We start from the raw sequence: 18,051 nt of genomic DNA, 5'->3' as shown, positions 1-18,051 counted from the left end.
AAAAAAAAACAACTTACAGAAATACTTTTAAAGAAAAAGAGGGTATCGCTACCCTCTTTAAACTAACACAAAACAAAATTTAATCTAAACCAAAAAGTATTAATAACCAGGGTTTTGCTTAAGATTCACATTAAACAAAGCATCTGCAGGTATAGGATAAAGCAAATATTTTGAATTAGATTCAGTTGGCTTAAGTTCTCTTGCAGACAAAAATTTTCCAAAACGAATCATATCATTTCTTCTCCATCCTTCAAACCATAATTCTCTTCCCCTTTCTAAATAAATATTATCTAAAGTTGCTGATACAGCTGGAATACCTGCTCTAGTAGCAATTTGAGACATTATAGCATCCGCATCACCTGTAGCACCTCTTTTAATAGCCTCAGCTTTCATCAATAAGGCATCAGAATACCTCATAAGTACATAATCATTTTCAGGATTATCTAAATTCTTTGGATCTGGCTGGTACTTTTGTGTTCGAATACCTGCTGTTTCCAAAGTTGCACCACCTGTAATCATTGTTAGAGCAGCTGTGTAAACTAATGGATTCCCATTTCTATCCTTTAGAGGGGTAACTCCACCTGGAGCATACATCTGACCAATTTGAAATCCTATTGGGTTACCAAATTTTTCTATAATTTCAGTTGTACTGTAATTTCTTCTAGCATCCGTTGCCGAGAAACGATTATAATATTCTGCTACCGTTGCAAAACCATTCCAACCTCCTGGAGTTTGATTATAATGCATTCCCATTCTCCAACGAGATTGTATATTCCCGGTAGTTCCTAAAACATTCTTTGATGTTAATAAAAGTTCTGGAGAAGTATTGTTACTAGGAGAAAAATTATCCCAATAATTTGTAGACAAAGAACTATTGATAGCATTTACATAACTAACAACTTTGTTCATGTCGGCTGCATCAAAAACAATAGCAGCGCTTGGATCAGCTGCTTTAAACACCCCTTTATTTAAGTATAATTTCGCCAGTAAAAAATTTGCTGCATCTTTGTTGATAATGCTCGGGTCTCCAGCAACACGGTTTGGCAAACTTCCAACTATAGCTTCCAATTCAGCTATAACAAAGTCTGTTGCTTCAGAGCGAGTCCAAACTTTTGCGTTTGCCTGAGGATCACTCCCTTTTTCTCTATAAGGAACCTGTCCGAAATAATCTATCAATTTAAAATAATTGAAAGCTCTCAAAAATCTTGCATTAGCCAACTGAGTTGGATTAGTGCTATTAAAAATTACTTGGTTACATTTGTACACACTTGATAACAAATTATTCCAAGCAACTATAATTTCAGGATTATCAGGTCCCCAAGTGTGCACATGAAATTGTCTCCATTTTGCATTATCATCCCAGTCACCTCCACGAGTTGGCCCGACCAAAGCATCCGTTGACATTTCGTCCATGGTAAACATCTGACCCATATCTTGAAAGTTTCTTAAATCTTCTGTAGCGGACTGTAATAATGCCGTTGTATTAACGGCACCACCAGAATTTGAATCTGAGTTATATCCATCCAATATTTCTTCATCCAAATTAGTACAACTTACACCAAAAAGTATAGTACTCGAGAATAAAACACACTTAATTATATTATTTCTTTTCATTGTTTCTTGTATTAAAATGTTACGTTAAGACCAATAGCTACGCTTTTTGCTCTTGGATATGACAAATAATCCATCCCTGCAGAAGGCACCCCTCCCAAAGTTTTATCGGTATCAACTTCAGGATCAAAACCAGAATAAGAAGTTATTACAAATAAGTTATCTGCATTTACATAAAATCTTGCCGATTTTATTTTAAAACGTTCTAAACCAGCACCCTTAAAGGTATACCCTAATGTTAAATTTCCTAATCTCAAGAAATCCCCTTTCTCTAAATATTTTGTTGAAGGTGAATTTGGATCTCCTTGTGCTTGAGGTGAGCTTGCCACTTCTGGCACTGTGTTTCTTCCTCCTAATAATGCTCCTTTAAAGAAATAGGCATTAGCTGTATTATTATAAATATAGTGACCAAAAGCCCCATAAAAAGAAGCTGTAACATCAAAGTTTTTATATGCAAAATTAGTAGAAAAACCTAGATTGATTTTTGGTAATGGCTGTTTATCAAGATACTTTCTTGTAGCAAGCCCCAAACCTGAATCATTACCATCAGCATCTGTATAAATTGAATTTCCAGATGCATCATATCCTTTAAATTCATACATAAAATATGTGTAAATAGGATATCCACTTTTTATAACTTGTGCATAAGCACCTGTAAGACCTTGACCATTTATTCCTCCAGCATTTACATCAACTGGGAAGTTTTTCAATTCATTACTTAAGAATGAAGCGTTTGCAGCTATATTCCACTGAATATTGTCTGTATCAATTACTTTATAACTTAAACCAACCTCAAACCCTTTATTGATTAAATTCCCTTTAAGATTCTCAAATTTATTTGAATTTGGACCCGGTTGTGTAGCAGCAGGTCTCAAAGGAAAAATCAAATCTTTAGTATCTCTTTGGAAGTAATCAAAAGAACCTGTTAATCTATTATTAAATAGCTCAAAATCAATACCCGCTCCATAAGATTTTGTAGTCTCCCATTTCAAATTTGGATTTGCATTCACACCTTCTGGACCATTATCTGAACCTCCTGGACCGTAGGAACTTTTGTTTAGAGCTGAATTCGCAGCAAACTCTTGATTACCAGTCCTTCCTATACTTCCTCTAATTTTTATATCATTTAACAAACCTTCGTTTTGCTCAATTATCTTGTAGGCTGCTCCTAAAGCATAAAACACATCATATTTATTGTTCTCACCTAATTTAGAAGACCCATCCCTTCTAATTGTTCCAGTAAGAATCAATTTTTTATATAAAGCCGCTTCAGCTCTTGCAAAGTAAGACTGTAACTCGACTCTATTTCTTGCAGAATTTGCTTGAAATTTAGTAACAATTCCACCTTCTATATTATCAATCAAGTTAGTCTGAGCTATATTATAACCTACACCTGAAGAAGTATTCCCTTCAAAATTATAGTCGTAATATGAATAACCTAAAATAGTGTTTAAATGAAAATTATCACCTAAGTCTTTATCAAAAGTAATATTGTGTTCAAATGTTTTATTAAACTTATTTAAATTGGCAATATTCGCATAACCAAATTTTTCAACACCTCCATTCACGTCATCTATTGCTCTTAGAGCAGTACTTCTAATATTGATCGTTGGTAATACTTGTCTTTTTCTAGCAGAATTTGAAGCTTCTACTCCAAACACAAAATTGTATTTTAAATAATCTGTTAACTTAATCGTAGTAGTGATATTAGCAACTAACTTTTGAGTATTTGTATAATCTTTATAAGAATTTAACAATTGAACAGGATTTAAATAATCATCCCCAACAAAAGTATAAGAGCCATCTGGTTTGTAAATAGGTAAAGTTGGATTCCAATACAAAGCAGATCCAATTAAGTTACCTATATATCCAGCATTATTAGTTATCAATGTTGTTCTGTCTTTAATTCCTGCATACAATAAATGAGTATCAACTTTTAAAACACCACCAAAAAAATCATTCGAATTATTAAAACCGATAGTGTATTTAGCTATACCAGTATTTTTAACAATACCATCTGTTGAAGTAGCTCCAATAGACAAACGAGTATTGGAATTTTCTGAAGCCTTACTGATTGATAAATCATGGTTTGTTGTTAATCCAGATTGCATAATTGCATCTTCCCAATTATAATCTCGACCTCCTTTGTCTTGCCCGGGCACTGCCTTTGCATACTCACTTGGAGTTAACAACTTGAAATCTCCTGACATTTTACTAAATTGTACAGAGGCGTTATAAGTTAACTGAGGTAAATTTGATTTTCCTTTTTTTGTAGTAATTACAATAACACCATTTGCTCCTCTTGCACCATAAATTGCAGTTGAAGAAGCGTCTTTCAAAACCGACATACTTTCAATATCATTTTGATTGATGAAATTTAAAGGATTCCTTGCGGAAGAGGAACCAATATCCGTTATTTCACCACCCTCAGAGGACATATTTCCACCATCCAATGGTACACCATCAATTACAATTAAAGGATTATTTCCAGAACGAATTGATGAATTACCACGTATTCTAATCGAAACACCGGCCCCTGGTTCTCCACTAGATTGAGTGATTTGAACACCCGAAACCTTACCTCTTAGCAATTCTGCTGGATTGGTTGCTGAAACATTATCAAAATCTTTAGAACTTAATTGATCCACAGCTCCTGTAGCATCTTTCTTTTTCACAGTACCATAACCTACCACGATTACTTCTTTCAATTCTGCAGAATCATCTTTTAGAGTAACATTGATTACACTTTTACCTGAAGCACTAACTTCTTGTGTTTTTAAACCAATGTAGCTAAATACCAAGATTGCGTCTGAGCTGACGTTTCTCAGCGTAAATCTTCCATCAAAATCTGTCTGAACAGAATTACTAGTTCCTTTTACCAATACATTGGCCCCAGGAAGAGGACCACTAGCATCTGATACTTTCCCGGTAATCTCTTGTGCATAGGTCATCCCAGTGCAAAGAACCGTTAGAAATACCATCAAGCCTTTTAGTAGACTATTTTTCATACGTAATAAATAAGTTAGTTAATAATTTTTAAAAATTTGGTTATTGCTTTTTTTATACAAATCAAACTTAAGCAATGTTTTATGAAAAATTTAAGAAAAAGTACAACTATAACGTTTTCGATAGACCGAAAACGTTTTCGATTTTAAAATAGATACTTCAAAATTTTAATATTTATTTTAAATAAACCATAAAAAAAACCGATAAAAAAAACATATAATGCTTTTTTTCGGCTTTTCTAAACAAAATCGCTTATCGATTATTCAGTTAAACATTCCATTCATAGATTTTGACTGCTAATTATTCAATAAAAATGTATTTTTCATAACAAAATCCTAACGACAAAAATTTAATGTCAGAAAATCAATTAATTAAAAATTAAAAAAAGCATCAATCGCAACACAAACGAATTAATTTACGGTAATTGTTCTTTCATCGGTTCCAATACCAATAATTTTCAAAGATTTCCATTTTTTGGGTAAAATCCCTTTATTAAATTGCAATCCCTTATCCGTTTGCTCAACCCCGCCAAAACCATAAATTACCGCTTGCAGCATTGCCCCAGCTCCTGTAGCGAAATAAGGATTATTGCTATTGGCTGATTCAGAAAATACTCCAAATGGTGGGCGACTATTGGGCAAATACGATTTTACAAAATATTCATACGCCTTATCTCTATCTCCCAATCGAGCATACAAAACCGATAAAACTCCAGAAGCCATTGCAGGACCATCTTTCTTGTCAATTTTATCAGCATAATATTCTAAATCCTTCTTGATTTGATTTTTATCCGTAATTATGTGCAAAGGATAAGCCAACAAGTTTACATCCGCTTGTTTTATCATTTGCCCTTTGTATCCTTTGTAGTTTTGTGTGATTCCATTTTCTTTATTAATGACTAATTTTTCAGAAACCTTAATCCATTCTTCATTCACTTTTTCGTTTAAAATCTTTGCCGCTTTAATCGTATTCTTCAAACTTTCTATGGCCGAAGCATTCGTAAAAGCATTATCATCCACGTGCTGAGCATATTCGTCTGCACCGACCACATTATGAATGGAATAGCTTCCATCTGCATTTTCTACTGCTCTACTGACCCAAAAATTGGCCGTTTGTTTCAAAACCTCCCATTCATTTCTTAACCAAGATTGATTTTGTGTCATTGCAAAATAATTCCAAAAAGCAATAGACACATCTGCCGTAATGTGTTGTTCAAAAATTCCAGTTAATGCCCAAGTCGGCGTAGCTTCTTCTCCTGTATCATCAGATTCCCAAGGAAACATCGCTCCTTGATAACCATAAATACTTGCTTTTTGCTTTGCTTTTGCCAAACGGTCAGAACGATAATCCAAACACGATTTTGCTAATTCTGGTTGTAAGACTAACAAAGTTGGAAACATCCAAAGCTCCGTATCCCAAAATATATGACCATTGTACCCCTGAGAAGACAAGCCCATTGGCGCTATGCTTTGTCTTGAATCTGGACGAATAAAGGAATACAAATTATACAATGCAAAACGTACTCGTTGTTGTGCATCTAAATCTCCTTCTATTTGAATATCTCCCGACTTCCATAAATCGGCCCAAGCTTTTTTGTGTTTGAACAACAATTTATCAATCCCTTCTTGCAAAGCATAAATAGGTTGTCTTTCGGATTCATTTAAAGGGTCCGTAACATCTTTTGAAGTACAAATCCCTCCAGCTATTGCAAACCGATAGGCTATTCCCTTGTTCAGTTTTTTTGTAAAACCTACTTCATCGCCTTTTGGTTCTAATGTTTCACTTGTCCCATCAAACAGAAAAGTGGTTGATGCCGCCACTTTATATTTACCCGTCAAAGTTTGTGCAGTAGTTCCAAAAACAGGCATTAGATATTGATTGTCTTTCAACACCCTAAATTGTCTTTTGGCTTGTTTTAATTCTTCGGGAACTGTCATATAATTGGCCGCAGTCACTTCAATATCTTTCAAAGGTGTGATTTTCACAATAGCCATCGCAGAAAAAGGCAAGGCTCTATTCGCCAAAATAGCATACTCAATAGCAGCTACATCTTTAAATCGGAACGAAGTCGTGCTTGTTCCTTCTTTCATAGCAACTACTTGTTGCCATTTATCTATATTCGAAGCCGTCACTTCTTCCCCATTGATTACTAATCTCAGGTTCAAAAACTCTATCCCACGCACAATTCTACTGATACCGTTTTCTGGACTACCATCATAAACCCCATTGAGAATGATTTCTTTGGTTTTGAGTGGAGTCGCATCCGTAACAATCCCAATCTGTCCATTGGCCATAGCCACACCATAATAATTGTCTCGAGAATTCGCTACCAAATTCCATTCGTCGGATTGGGTCTGAGCCTGAGAAAATGGACTAAAAAGAAAAATAGCGGCAATCTTAATGATTGTTGATTTCATATTTTTAATGTTAAAATAATTTCAAATTTAAAGTATTTACATTTAAAAAAATGGATTTCACCACTAAGTCACTCAATTCAGAATCGAAATCGTTTTCGAAAAAATCGAAATCGTTTTCGATTTTTTAGCCTTCCATAATTTAAAAAAGGAATTCTATTTTTATGGGATGGTTAAACTAAAAAAGATGAAAGTACTCCCAAAGACTTATTTAATACCTATTTTCCTTTGCCTATTGAATATGGGGTGTGAGAAAGTAAAAGACAATGAATTTTCGATACCTACTACTGTTCCCCTCACTTCAAATCCTGACCAACTTTTTAAAGAACCATATCGACCACAATTTCATTTTACACCCCAAAAAAAATGGATGAATGACCCAAATGGAATGGTATTTTATAAAGGAGTCTATCATTTGTTTTACCAGTACTATCCAGAAGATATTGTTTGGGGACCAATGCATTGGGGACACGCAACAAGTACTGATTTGATACATTGGCAACACAAGAAAATAGCCTTATTTCCTGATGAGCTGGGATTAATTTTCTCAGGAAGTGCCGTAATTGATTACAACAATACTTCAGGATTGGGAACCAAAGAACATCCGCCAATGGTTGCCATCTTCACTTATCATAATATGGCTTTTGAAAAAGCAGGCAAAATAAACACACAATCACAGGGTATCGCTTACAGCCTTGATGAAGGAGAAACTTGGAAAAAATACGAGCGAAATCCCATCATTAGTAACACCAATAAAAAAGATTTTAGAGACCCGAAAGTATTTTGGAATCCAGAAACCAACATCTGGAATATGGTACTTGTTGCTGGAGACCACGCAGAATTTTACACATCAAAAAACCTTATAGATTGGACTAAAGAAAGTGAATTTGGAAAACAGTATGGCGCCCACGGTGGTGTTTGGGAATGCCCTGACATCTTTAAATTAAAAGTAAATGGTAACGAAGAAGAAAAATGGGTTTTAATTATAAGTATCAATCCTGGTGCTCCAAATGGAGGTTCGGGAACTCAATATTTTGTGGGGAATTTTGATGGAAAAACATTTACTAGCACTCAAAAAGAACCTAAGTGGATTGACTTTGGCACTGATAATTATGCTGGAGTTACCTATAATGATGCTCCCAATAACCAAAGAATATTCATAGGATGGATGAGTAATTGGTTATATGCCAGAAATACTCCTACCAAAAATTGGAGAAGCGCTATGACACTGCCAAGAACACTAGAATTAACAAAAATAAACGGAGAGTTTATCCTGAAAAACAAACCTATTGCAGCTTTTAAAAAGCTACAAAAACCAGCCTTTACCTCTAATAAAATCCCCTTAAAAGCCAATCAAAAAACTATTTTCAAGTATGATGCTTTTAACCAATCCGAAATCCGATTCAATGCAGCTAACAAAGACTTACAATTGGTTTTTTCCAATGACTTAAAAGATTCTTTAGTGCTCCATTATAATTCCCAATCGAAAACGTTTAGCATTGACCGCCGAAAATCTGGAAAAGTTGCCTTTGAAAAAAACTTTGGGAAAGACATCCATAAATCTAACGTTTTGGCACTTATTGCTAATCAAATCGACTTTCAAATCATTCTAGATTGGTCCTCTATAGAGCTTTTCTTGAACGATGGATTATATAGTTTCACTGAGCAAATTTTCCCTCAAAAACCCTACACCCAATTAAGTATTTTATCAACCGAAGACCAAGAACTGAATGATTTTACCATTAGTAGCATTAGCAGTATTTGGCCTAAAAAAATAGCAAATAATGAATAATGTTAGAAACTGGTCACTTACTGTTGCAGTAGCTGGATTTTTATTTGGTTTTGATACAGTAGTTATCTCTGGAGCCAATTTACCTATAAAAGAACTATGGCACACCACTCCTTTGTTTCACGGTGTTTTCATTATGTCAATGGCCCTTTGGGGAACGGTATTAGGTGCCCTTTTGGGTGGCTATCCTTGTGATAAATGGGGCAGAAAAAAAACACTGCTTTGGATAGGTATCTTATTTTTGGTTTCGGCACTAGGCTCGGCATTGGCTCCCAATCCTTATGTTTTTTCTTTCTTTAGATTCATTGGCGGAATTGGGGTTGGCGCCTCTTCGGTAGCCGCTCCAATCTATATATCGGAAATCTCAAGTCCAGAAAATCGAGGAAAATTGGGAACATTATTTCAGTTTAACATCGTATTCGGAATACTGATTGCCTTTTTTTCAAACTATTTTTTCGAAGGTTTTGGCGGTGAAAACGATTGGCGCTGGATGATTGGCATTGTCGCCTTACCAGCATTGATTTACAGTGTCATTGTCATTAGAATTCCTGAAAGCCCTAGATGGCTTATTCTGAATAAAAAAGATGACCAAGCGGGTCTAGCAGTTTTAGAAATGATTTATGCTCCAGCTCAGGCCAAAGAAAGTTTTAATGAAATCAAAAAAGACGTAACAACGACTGCAACTTCAGATTCCTTCTTTTCTAAAAAGTATAAATTTCCTATTCTTCTGGCTTTTCTGTTGGCTTTTTTCAATCAATTATCAGGCATCAATTTCATATTGTATTATGCCCCAGAAATTCTCGAAATGGCAGGATTAGGAGCCAAAGAATCGTTGTTTAATTCCATTTTGATTGGCGTAACCAATTTGGTTTTCACCCTAATCGGAATGCGTTTAATAGATGTTTTAGGTCGAAAACAACTTATGTTAATTGGCTCGTTGGGATACATTATAAGCTTAACTATGGTTGCTTTTGCTTTCTATTCACAACTAGGCTCAGTAGTTTTATTGCTTTCGATTATGTTATTTATTGCATCTCACGCCATTGGACAAGGAGCCGTAATCTGGGTTTTCATTTCCGAAATCTTCCCCAATACCGTTCGGGCAAATGGGCAAGCTTTTGGCACAGGAATTCACTGGATTTTTGCGGCTTTAATCACTTTAGTTGGCCCTATTGTTATCGATATTTACAAAGAAAATCCTTGGCCAATTTTTGCTTTTTTCGCCTTTATGATGCTCTTGCAACTTGTTTTTGTACTCTTTATGATGCCAGAAACCAAAGGATTATCGCTTGAAGAAATTGAATCTAAAATGAAAGCTTATGATTAATCAACCCAACACCAAATCCATAGTTAGCTTTGGAGAAATCTTATTCGATATCTTTCCAACGCACAAAAAAATTGGAGGAGCGCCCTTAAATGTTGCTCTTAGATTAGCGTCATTAGGCATCAATACGCAAATCATTAGTTGCATAGGAGCCGATTCAAATGGACAAGAAGTAATTGACTACCTTATGCCAACAGGCATTTCAACCAAAACCATCCAAATCAACGGCGCACACCCAACAGGCGAAGTTTTAGTTCACCTAAACGAAAAAGGTTCTGCCACCTACACCATCAATTATCCCGCAGCTTGGGACAAAATCAAGTATACGCAAGAAGGAGAAACCGCAGTAATTGGAGCTGATGTGCTTGTTTTTGGCAGTTTGGCCTGTCGTGACGCCATTGCTCATCAAAGCCTTCTTAATTATATCGCTTTATCAAAATTCAAAGTGTTTGACGTCAATCTCCGAGCTCCTTTCTACAACAAAGAGTTACTTCTAGAATTAATGCTCGAAGCCGATTGCATCAAATTCAATGATGACGAACTATACGAAATAGCCAATTTCTTGAACTCTCCCTATCATTCGTTAGAACAAAACATTCACTTCATTGCCGAAAAAACCAACACCAACAATATTTGTGTGACCAAAGGCAGCCACGGAGCCGTTCTATTTACCAATAATCAACTGTATTACAACAGCGGATACCAAGTCACAGTAGCCGATACAGTAGGAGCTGGAGACTCCTTTTTGGCTGGCTTGCTTAGCGTTTTAATCACCGAAAACAATCCTCAAACAGCACTAAATTTTGCCTGTGCTTTAGGAGCCCTTGTCGCTTCACAAGAAGGAGCCAACCCCAAAATAACCCGAAAAGAAATCGATGATTTTATGCATCCCACAACAAGTTAATGAAATAGAATGAGCAGTAGAAGCAGCAAACAAAGGCATTTTTTGCCAGCATCGTCCCGCCATCCGCTATATCTTTCCCTTTTAAAGAAAAAAGGCAAAGGATGCCGCTGCTGTCGGGGCTAGAGAGCCACAACTTGCTTTCTTGCAAACAACTTCTAAAAATACAGTCCCTGTTAAGTTTAACTCTCAAAATATAAATTACACTTATGAAATCGCCATTAACAAAAAGTTTGTTGCAAACAAACACCGATAACTATAAGGCGATTCCATATATGACCGCTAACAAATTATTTTTACATATATGAAAACCAGTACTTCACTACTCTTAGTGCTTCTTCTAATAGGCTATACAAACACAACCAATGCCCAAAAAAAAGAAACTCCTATCGACAAAAAATGGTGGAAAGAAGCCATTATCTACCAACTCTACCCTCGTAGTTTTCAAGACAGCAACGGCGATGGTGTAGGCGATTTAAAAGGAATCACACAAAGACTAGACTATCTACAAAGCCTTGGAATTGATGCCATTTGGCTCAATCCTATTTGTGCTTCTCCCAACGATGACAACGGCTATGACATTAGCGACTACAAAGCCATTATGAAAGAAATGGGCACTATGGCCGATTTTGACGAAATGCTGGCTGGAATGAAAAAGCGAAATATCAAACTCATTATGGACTTGGTGGTCAATCATAGTAGCGACGAGCATCAATGGTTTATCGAAGCCAAAAAATCAAGAGACAACAAATACCGAAACTATTATCACTGGTGGCCCGCTGAGAAGGGAACACCTCCAAAACGCTTCAGCATTTTTGACGAAAACTCTGATGCTTGGCGCTACGAACCCAACACCAACAGTTATTATTTACATTACTTCAGCCGAAAACAACCCGATTTGAATTGGGAAAACCCACAACTCCGCCAAGAAATGTATGATATTATGAAATTTTGGCTCGACAAAGGCGTGAGTGGCTTTCGCTTAGATGCTTTTCCATTCATCGCCAAAGACACCAATTGGCCAGTTATGCCTGCTGATTTTACCAACGAACAATTTGTGCGATACTACGGCGCCGACGCAAAGCTCCATAACTATTTGCGCGAGATGAACGAAGTGATTTTGAGTAAATACAAAGATGTCTATACTGTTGGAGAAGGTGGCGTTATTCCGTTCCAAAAAGTAATGGATTTTGTAGATGAAGACCGAAAAGAAATCAACACCCTTTATCACGACGAGATAGCCAATATTTGGGGAAGAGATGCCTATGACGTGGGCGCTTACCAAGTAGGACGCAACAATGTTTTAGGTATGAAAGAAATCGTAAACAAATGGGATAAAAAAATGGAATCCAAAGGATGGAATACCTTATATTTTACCAATCACGACCAAAGCCGAGCCGTGAGTCGCTACGGAAATGACAGTCCCGAATTTCGAGAAAAAAGCGCCAAAATGCTCTATACTTTTTTACTAACCCAAAGAGCAACTCCCTATATTTACAACGGAGATGAAATCGGAATGACCAATATCCGATTCAAAACTGCGGCTGAATATAATGACCTACAAACCCGAAACACCTATAATCAATTAATCAAAATTAGCAATGCCAAAGCAGCTGAATATTTACTCAATCAACAAGAGTTAAGTCGCGATAACAGCCGCACTCCTATGCAATGGAATGCAACAAAAAATGCAGGTTTCACCACTGGAAATCCTTGGCTAACTATCAATAAAAATTACACGACAGTCAATGTTGAAGCCAACAGCAAAGACAAAAACTCTATATTGAATTATGCTAAAAAACTAGCCAAAATCAGAAAAGAGAATCCTATTTTTGTGTATGGCAAGTTAGAAATAATTGACCCAGCTAATCCTGATGTTTTTGCTTATACAAGAGAATTAAATGGCAAAAAAATCATTGTTTTGTTGAATTTTACATCAAAAACAACCACGATTAGCGCACCTTTATTAGCCCAAAAAACAACACAATGGATTGGCAATTACCCCACTCCTTTTCAAAAAGAATTACGCCCATATGAATCCGTAATTTTAAAAGTAAATTAAAAAGCACATTCTATGAGTCTCGATAACAGCACAATAATTTCGCCAACATTAGACACAAAATGGTGGAAAGAAGCCGTGATTTATCAAATTTATCCCAGAAGTTTTAAGGACAGTAATGGGGATGGTATTGGAGATTTACAAGGTATAATTTCAAAATTAGATTATCTTAAAAGTCTTGGAATTGATGCCATTTGGCTCAACCCAATTTTCGAATCGCCAAATGACGACAATGGCTATGATGTGAGTGACTATCGCTCAATTCTAGCCGATTTCGGAACTATGGAAGATTTTGACATCCTCCTAAAAGGACTAAAAGAAAGAGGAATCAAACTGATTTTGGACTTGGTCTTCAATCATAGTAGCGATGAACACCTTTGGTTTCAAGAGAGTAGAAAATCAAGAGACAATCCGTATCGCGATTATTATTACTGGTGGCCCGCCGAAAAAGGAACACCGCCATACCGTTGGAGTTGGTTTGACGTTGAAAGCAATGCTTGGAAATATGACGCAACAACCGACGCGTATTATCTTCACTATTTCTCTGTAAAACAACCCGATTTAAATTGGAACAATCCAAAAGTACGAGAGGAATTGTATGCTATTATGCGTTTTTGGCTCGATAAAGGCATCGATGGGTTTAGGATGGATGCCTTTCAATTCATTTCAAAAGACCCTTCATTTCCCGAACTTCCAAATGATATTTTAGGCAACATTCCCGAAATTATGAAATATTACGGGAGAGGACCACATTTGCACGATTACATTCAAGAAATGCATCGAGAAGTATTGCAACACTATGATGTAATGACCGTATCTGAAGGAGCTGGTGGCTCTCCAGAAGAAGCCCTACTTTTTGTAGACCCTGACCGAAAAGAGCTAAGTATGGCCTATCATTTGGAAGGAGTAGAAATTGGCAGTCACGTTATGAACTACGGCATAGTAAATTACAAAAAACTCTACACACGCTGGGATGATGCCTTCAAAACCAAAGGCTGGCTCTCCATATTTTTGGCGAATCACGACCAACCCAGAATGGTGAGTAAATTTGGCAATGACAGTAGTGAATTCAGAACGATTTGTTCCAAAATGCTAACTACATTTGTGTTGACTATGCGAGGTACTGCCTATTATTTTCAAGGCGATGAACTTGGAATGGTCAATATACGATTCGATTCCATATCTGATTATAATGATATTGATACCATCAACAAATATGAGTTTATCAAAAGTCAGAATGGCGATTTAGAAGGCTTTTTAGAAGAACAAAAACAAGCCTCTAGAGAAAATTCAAGAACGCCATTTCAGTGGAATGCATCACCCAATGCTGGTTTTACCGAAGGCAAGCCTTGGCTAAAAGTGCATCCCAACCATACAACAATCAATGCTGAGAGTCAAGAAAATGATGTAGACTCTACGCTAAATTATTTTAGAACATTGGTACAATTACGAAAAAAAGAGCCCACACTCATTTATGGTAGCTATACTTTATTAGACGAAGAAAATGAAAATGTTTATGCCTATTTAAGAGAATTAAATGGTCGAAAAATAGTGGTCTTGTTGAACTTTACATCACAAGAAGCCCTTTTTTCAATCCCGATTGCTGTTGTAGGAGCAAAAATATTGCTTTCAAATTACAATCAAAAAAGCATTGAAAGCAACAAACTATTGCCCTATGAAGCAGCAATCATAGCAATTAAATAATTTTTTTAACATTTTTCCCATAAAAAAACCAAAACAAATCACATTTTAGAAATCATCTTCTACTAATAAATTGTATGTTTGTTTAAGAGCATTGATTCTGCTAGACAAACCATTCAATTTTTCAAATGAATAATGCAACACTAAAACAAATAGCGGCACAGCTAGGCATTTCCACTACTACGGTATCAAAAGCCCTAAAAAATTATACCGACATTAGTGAAAAAACCAAGAAAGCTGTAATTGATTTGGCCCAAGAGCTAAATTATACCCCAAATAGTTTTGCTGTCAACTTAAGAACTAGTGAATCAAAAACAATTGGAGTTATCATCCCAACCGTTGATTTTCATTTTTTCTCTAAAGTTTTCAAAGGGGTTTTAGAAGAAGCTGAAAAAAGAGACTATTTGGTAATTGTGTTGCGCTCGAACGAAAAATTAGAACTAGAAAAAAAACAAATTGATTTGTTGCTAAGCAAAAGAGTCGATGGAATTATCATCTCATTATCAAATGAAACTGGTGATTTCGACCACATCAAAAAGGTATTGGCACACAATACTTCATTGGTACTGTTCGATAAAATTGCCAAACTAGTCAATTGCTCCAAAGTGAGCATTAATGATCGCAAAGCGGCTTATGAGGCGGTAGATTATTTAATCAAAAAAGGGCGAAAAAAAATTGCCCATTTTCGAGGATCGTATATGCCTCAAAACGCAATTGATCGTTTTTTGGGATACAAAAAAGCGCTTGAAGACAACGGAATTCCTTACGACTCCTCATTGGTGTATGTTTGTGATAATTTTTCAGATTTTGAAGACGGTTATGCAGCAGCTAAAATAGCTTGTGCTGAGCACCCCGATTTAGATGCCATTTTCACCGTAACCGATTTGGTTGCTGTAGGTGCGCTAAAAGCCTTGCAAGATTTAGCCATCTCGGTTCCTGAACAAATTGCGGTATTTGGATTTTGCAATTCGTTTGTTAGCGAAATCACCACACCAAAACTCTCTACCGTAGATCAGCCGGGTTTTGAAATTGGCAGAAAAGCAGCTGAAATTTTATTTGAAGAAATTCAATTAAAAAAAGAAAGACAGCCAATAACTTTTCAAACTATCGAATTGCAGACTTCACTTTTGGAAAGAGGTTCTGCATAAACCCAATAAATAAGCTGTTTAATTTAAAATAGTCAAATTAATCCATAAATAATTACAAAAAATACTTTACATTAGTATAGGAGTTCAAACGAATTAATTACTTCATATATAACAACATACACGAAATTTTTAAAAGCCAAGCACTAAACGTTACATGAAAGAAATTACTCTTAAAGAAATTGCAAATACCTTAGGTATCTCAATAACTACTGTCTCTAAGGCCTTAAAAAACTATCCTGATGTTAGTGAAAAAACTAAAAAGGCAGTGCTGGATTTGGCTAAAGATTTGCATTATACTCCTAATAGTTTTGCTGTAAATCTTAGAACTAAAGAATCCAAAACTATCGGATTGATAATTCCAGAAGTAATGCATCATTTTTTCTCGAATGTAATTAATGCAATTATTGATGAAGCTGAGAAAAATGGGTATCTGGTAATTATTCTTCAATCGAACGAGTCAATTGAACTTGAAAGAAAACAAGTTGAACTCTTGATTAACAAGCGTGTAGACGGGATAATAATGTCATTATCAAATGAATCTAATTTTGACGAACACATTAAGGAAATTATTAATAGAAAAATTCCTTTTGTGATGTTTGACAAAATATCAAAATTGGCCAATTGCTCCAAAGTATTGATAGACGATCAAAAAGCAGCTATGAGCGCTACCCAACATCTAATCGACAAAGGATGCAAAAAAATAGCCCACATACGTGGTCCTTTAAACCCGCAAAATGCCATAGATCGTTACATAGGTTATAAAAAAACACTAGATAAGAATCAAATTCCATATGACCCTACTTTAGTTTACACTTGTGAAAATGTAACTTTCCAGGAAGGATTAGACTTTGCAAAACAAATAATCGAAGAACATCCTGATGTAGACGGTGTCTTCGCAGTAACAGATTTGGTGGCAGTGGGGGTTTTGTCTTACTTTAATGATCATCAAGTAAAAGTACCACAACAAGTAGCTGTAATTGGTTTTAGCAATTGGTTCATGTCTCAGGTTTTGACCCCAAAACTAAGTACTATTGATCAACCCAGTCATGAAATGGGGGTAGCTGCTTTCCGCTTATTATTGGAAGAAATGTATGCACACAAAGAAAATCAAGATTTCACCCCAAAAACTGTTATTTTGGAAACTAGTGTTATTGAAAGAGATTCTAGTAAAAAATCATAAAGCGTTATCAATATTCCTCATTAGCCCATTCCACTTAGTTCGCTTCAGAGGAGAATTTTTAAATATTGCATTAAAAGTTTCCGATGTGATTTCTTCCCATTCTTTTTTTGACCATCCGAGCATTTCAGGATTTGAATTGAATAAAGGTTCTTTATGGGGTTTAGAAAACCTGTTCCAAGGGCAAACATCTTGACAAACATCACATCCAAAAATCCAATCGTCAAATTTTTCTTTGAATTCTCCTGGAATATTATCTTTTAATTCAATCGTAAAATAAGAAATACATTTACTACCATCCACAACATAAGGCGCAACAATAGCCTGTGTTGGACAAGCATCAAGACAAGCAGTACAAGTACCGCAATGATCTGTTGTAGCATTATCATATTCTAAATCAAGGTCAACAATCAACTCAGCAATAAAGTAAAATGAGCCAACCTTTTGAGTGATTAAATTACTGTTTTTTCCTATCCATCCTAAACCACTTTTAGCAGCCCATGCTTTATCTAAAACAGGAGCAGAATCAACAAAAGCTCGCCCTGAAACTTCACCAATTTCAGTTTGAATCGAAAACAATAACTCTTTTAATTTATCTTTAATTACAAAATGATAATCTTGCCCAAAAGCGTATTTTGAAATCTTATAAGAATCTGGATTTTGTACTTCAGAAGGATAATAGTTCAATAACAAAGATATTACACTCTTAGCACCATCAACTAACAAAGTAGGGTCAAGTCTTTTGTCAAAATGGTTCTCCATATAACTCATTTGACCATTCATCTGATTAGTCAACCACTTTTCCAATCTTGGTGCTTCACTCTCAAGGAAACCAGCTCTAGAAATACCGCAAGACAAAAAGCCGAGTCTTTTGGATTCGGCTTTTATAAATTGAGTATATTTTTCTTTGTTATTAATCAT

Annotated in this window: 11 protein-coding genes; 7 read left to right on the top strand and 4 right to left on the bottom strand. The window is 35.7% G+C overall.

From position 1 onward, the window contains the following. Positions 1–99: 99 nt before the first annotated feature. From FLAVO9AF_RS14055 to FLAVO9AF_RS14045, 3 genes are all read right to left on the bottom strand, one after another. Positions 100–1,614, bottom strand: a complete 1,515-nt coding sequence (locus tag FLAVO9AF_RS14055; RefSeq protein WP_159690153.1) for a RagB/SusD family nutrient uptake outer membrane protein — start codon at positions 1,612–1,614, stop codon at positions 100–102. A gap of 11 nt (positions 1,615–1,625) precedes the next feature. Continuing rightward, entirely contained in the window at positions 1,626–4,619 is a 2,994-nt protein-coding gene (locus FLAVO9AF_RS14050) for a SusC/RagA family TonB-linked outer membrane protein (RefSeq protein ID WP_236552328.1), read from the bottom strand. A gap of 408 nt (positions 4,620–5,027) precedes the next feature. Then, a complete protein-coding gene (locus FLAVO9AF_RS14045) occupies positions 5,028–7,034 on the bottom strand; it encodes a glycoside hydrolase family 65 protein (protein WP_159690150.1) in 2,007 nt (668 codons plus the stop codon). A gap of 184 nt (positions 7,035–7,218) precedes the next feature. On the opposite strand from FLAVO9AF_RS14045, the gene FLAVO9AF_RS14040 reads away from it, so the two are divergent. The 7 genes from FLAVO9AF_RS14040 (at position 7,219) to FLAVO9AF_RS14010 (ending at position 17,133) form a co-directional block, all read left to right on the top strand. Continuing rightward, positions 7,219–8,823, top strand: coding sequence for a glycoside hydrolase family 32 protein (locus FLAVO9AF_RS14040; protein ID WP_236552327.1), 1,605 nt, complete (start codon positions 7,219–7,221; stop codon positions 8,821–8,823). Then, entirely contained in the window at positions 8,816–10,147 is a 1,332-nt protein-coding gene (locus FLAVO9AF_RS14035) for a sugar porter family MFS transporter (protein WP_159690147.1), read from the top strand. Before FLAVO9AF_RS14040 ends, FLAVO9AF_RS14035 begins: the two co-directional genes overlap by 8 nt. Next, positions 10,140–11,048 carry a carbohydrate kinase family protein gene (locus FLAVO9AF_RS14030; RefSeq protein ID WP_159690144.1) on the top strand — a complete coding sequence of 303 codons (909 nt, stop codon included), beginning with the start codon at positions 10,140–10,142 and terminating at the stop codon, positions 11,046–11,048. Before FLAVO9AF_RS14035 ends, FLAVO9AF_RS14030 begins: the two co-directional genes overlap by 8 nt. A 301-nt stretch (positions 11,049–11,349) precedes the next feature. Beyond that, entirely contained in the window at positions 11,350–13,107 is a 1,758-nt protein-coding gene (locus FLAVO9AF_RS14025) for an alpha-glucosidase (RefSeq protein ID WP_159690142.1), read from the top strand. A gap of 12 nt (positions 13,108–13,119) precedes the next feature. Next, on the top strand, positions 13,120–14,808 hold the full coding sequence (locus FLAVO9AF_RS14020) for an alpha-glucosidase (RefSeq protein WP_159690139.1): 1,689 nt from the start codon (positions 13,120–13,122) through the stop codon (positions 14,806–14,808). Positions 14,809–14,933: 125 nt separating this feature from the next. Further along, the gene (locus FLAVO9AF_RS14015; protein WP_159690136.1) at positions 14,934–15,953 is read left to right on the top strand and encodes a LacI family DNA-binding transcriptional regulator; all 1,020 of its coding nucleotides are present in this window, start codon (positions 14,934–14,936) and stop codon (positions 15,951–15,953) included. Positions 15,954–16,107: 154 nt separating this feature from the next. Next, complete coding sequence (locus tag FLAVO9AF_RS14010) at positions 16,108–17,133, top strand: LacI family DNA-binding transcriptional regulator (RefSeq protein WP_159690134.1); 1,026 nt, start codon at positions 16,108–16,110, stop codon at positions 17,131–17,133. Here the strand turns inward: FLAVO9AF_RS14010 and queG are convergent. Next, positions 17,128–18,051, bottom strand: a complete 924-nt coding sequence (gene queG / locus FLAVO9AF_RS14005; protein ID WP_159690131.1) for a tRNA epoxyqueuosine(34) reductase QueG — start codon at positions 18,049–18,051, stop codon at positions 17,128–17,130. The genes FLAVO9AF_RS14010 and queG overlap by 6 nt on opposite strands.

It is taken from the genome of Flavobacterium sp. 9R (assembly GCF_902506345.1).
GTDB lineage: Bacteria > Bacteroidota > Bacteroidia > Flavobacteriales > Flavobacteriaceae > Flavobacterium.
Note: the sequence above shows the minus strand (reverse complement) of the source record. Positions and strands in the feature narration are given on the sequence as shown.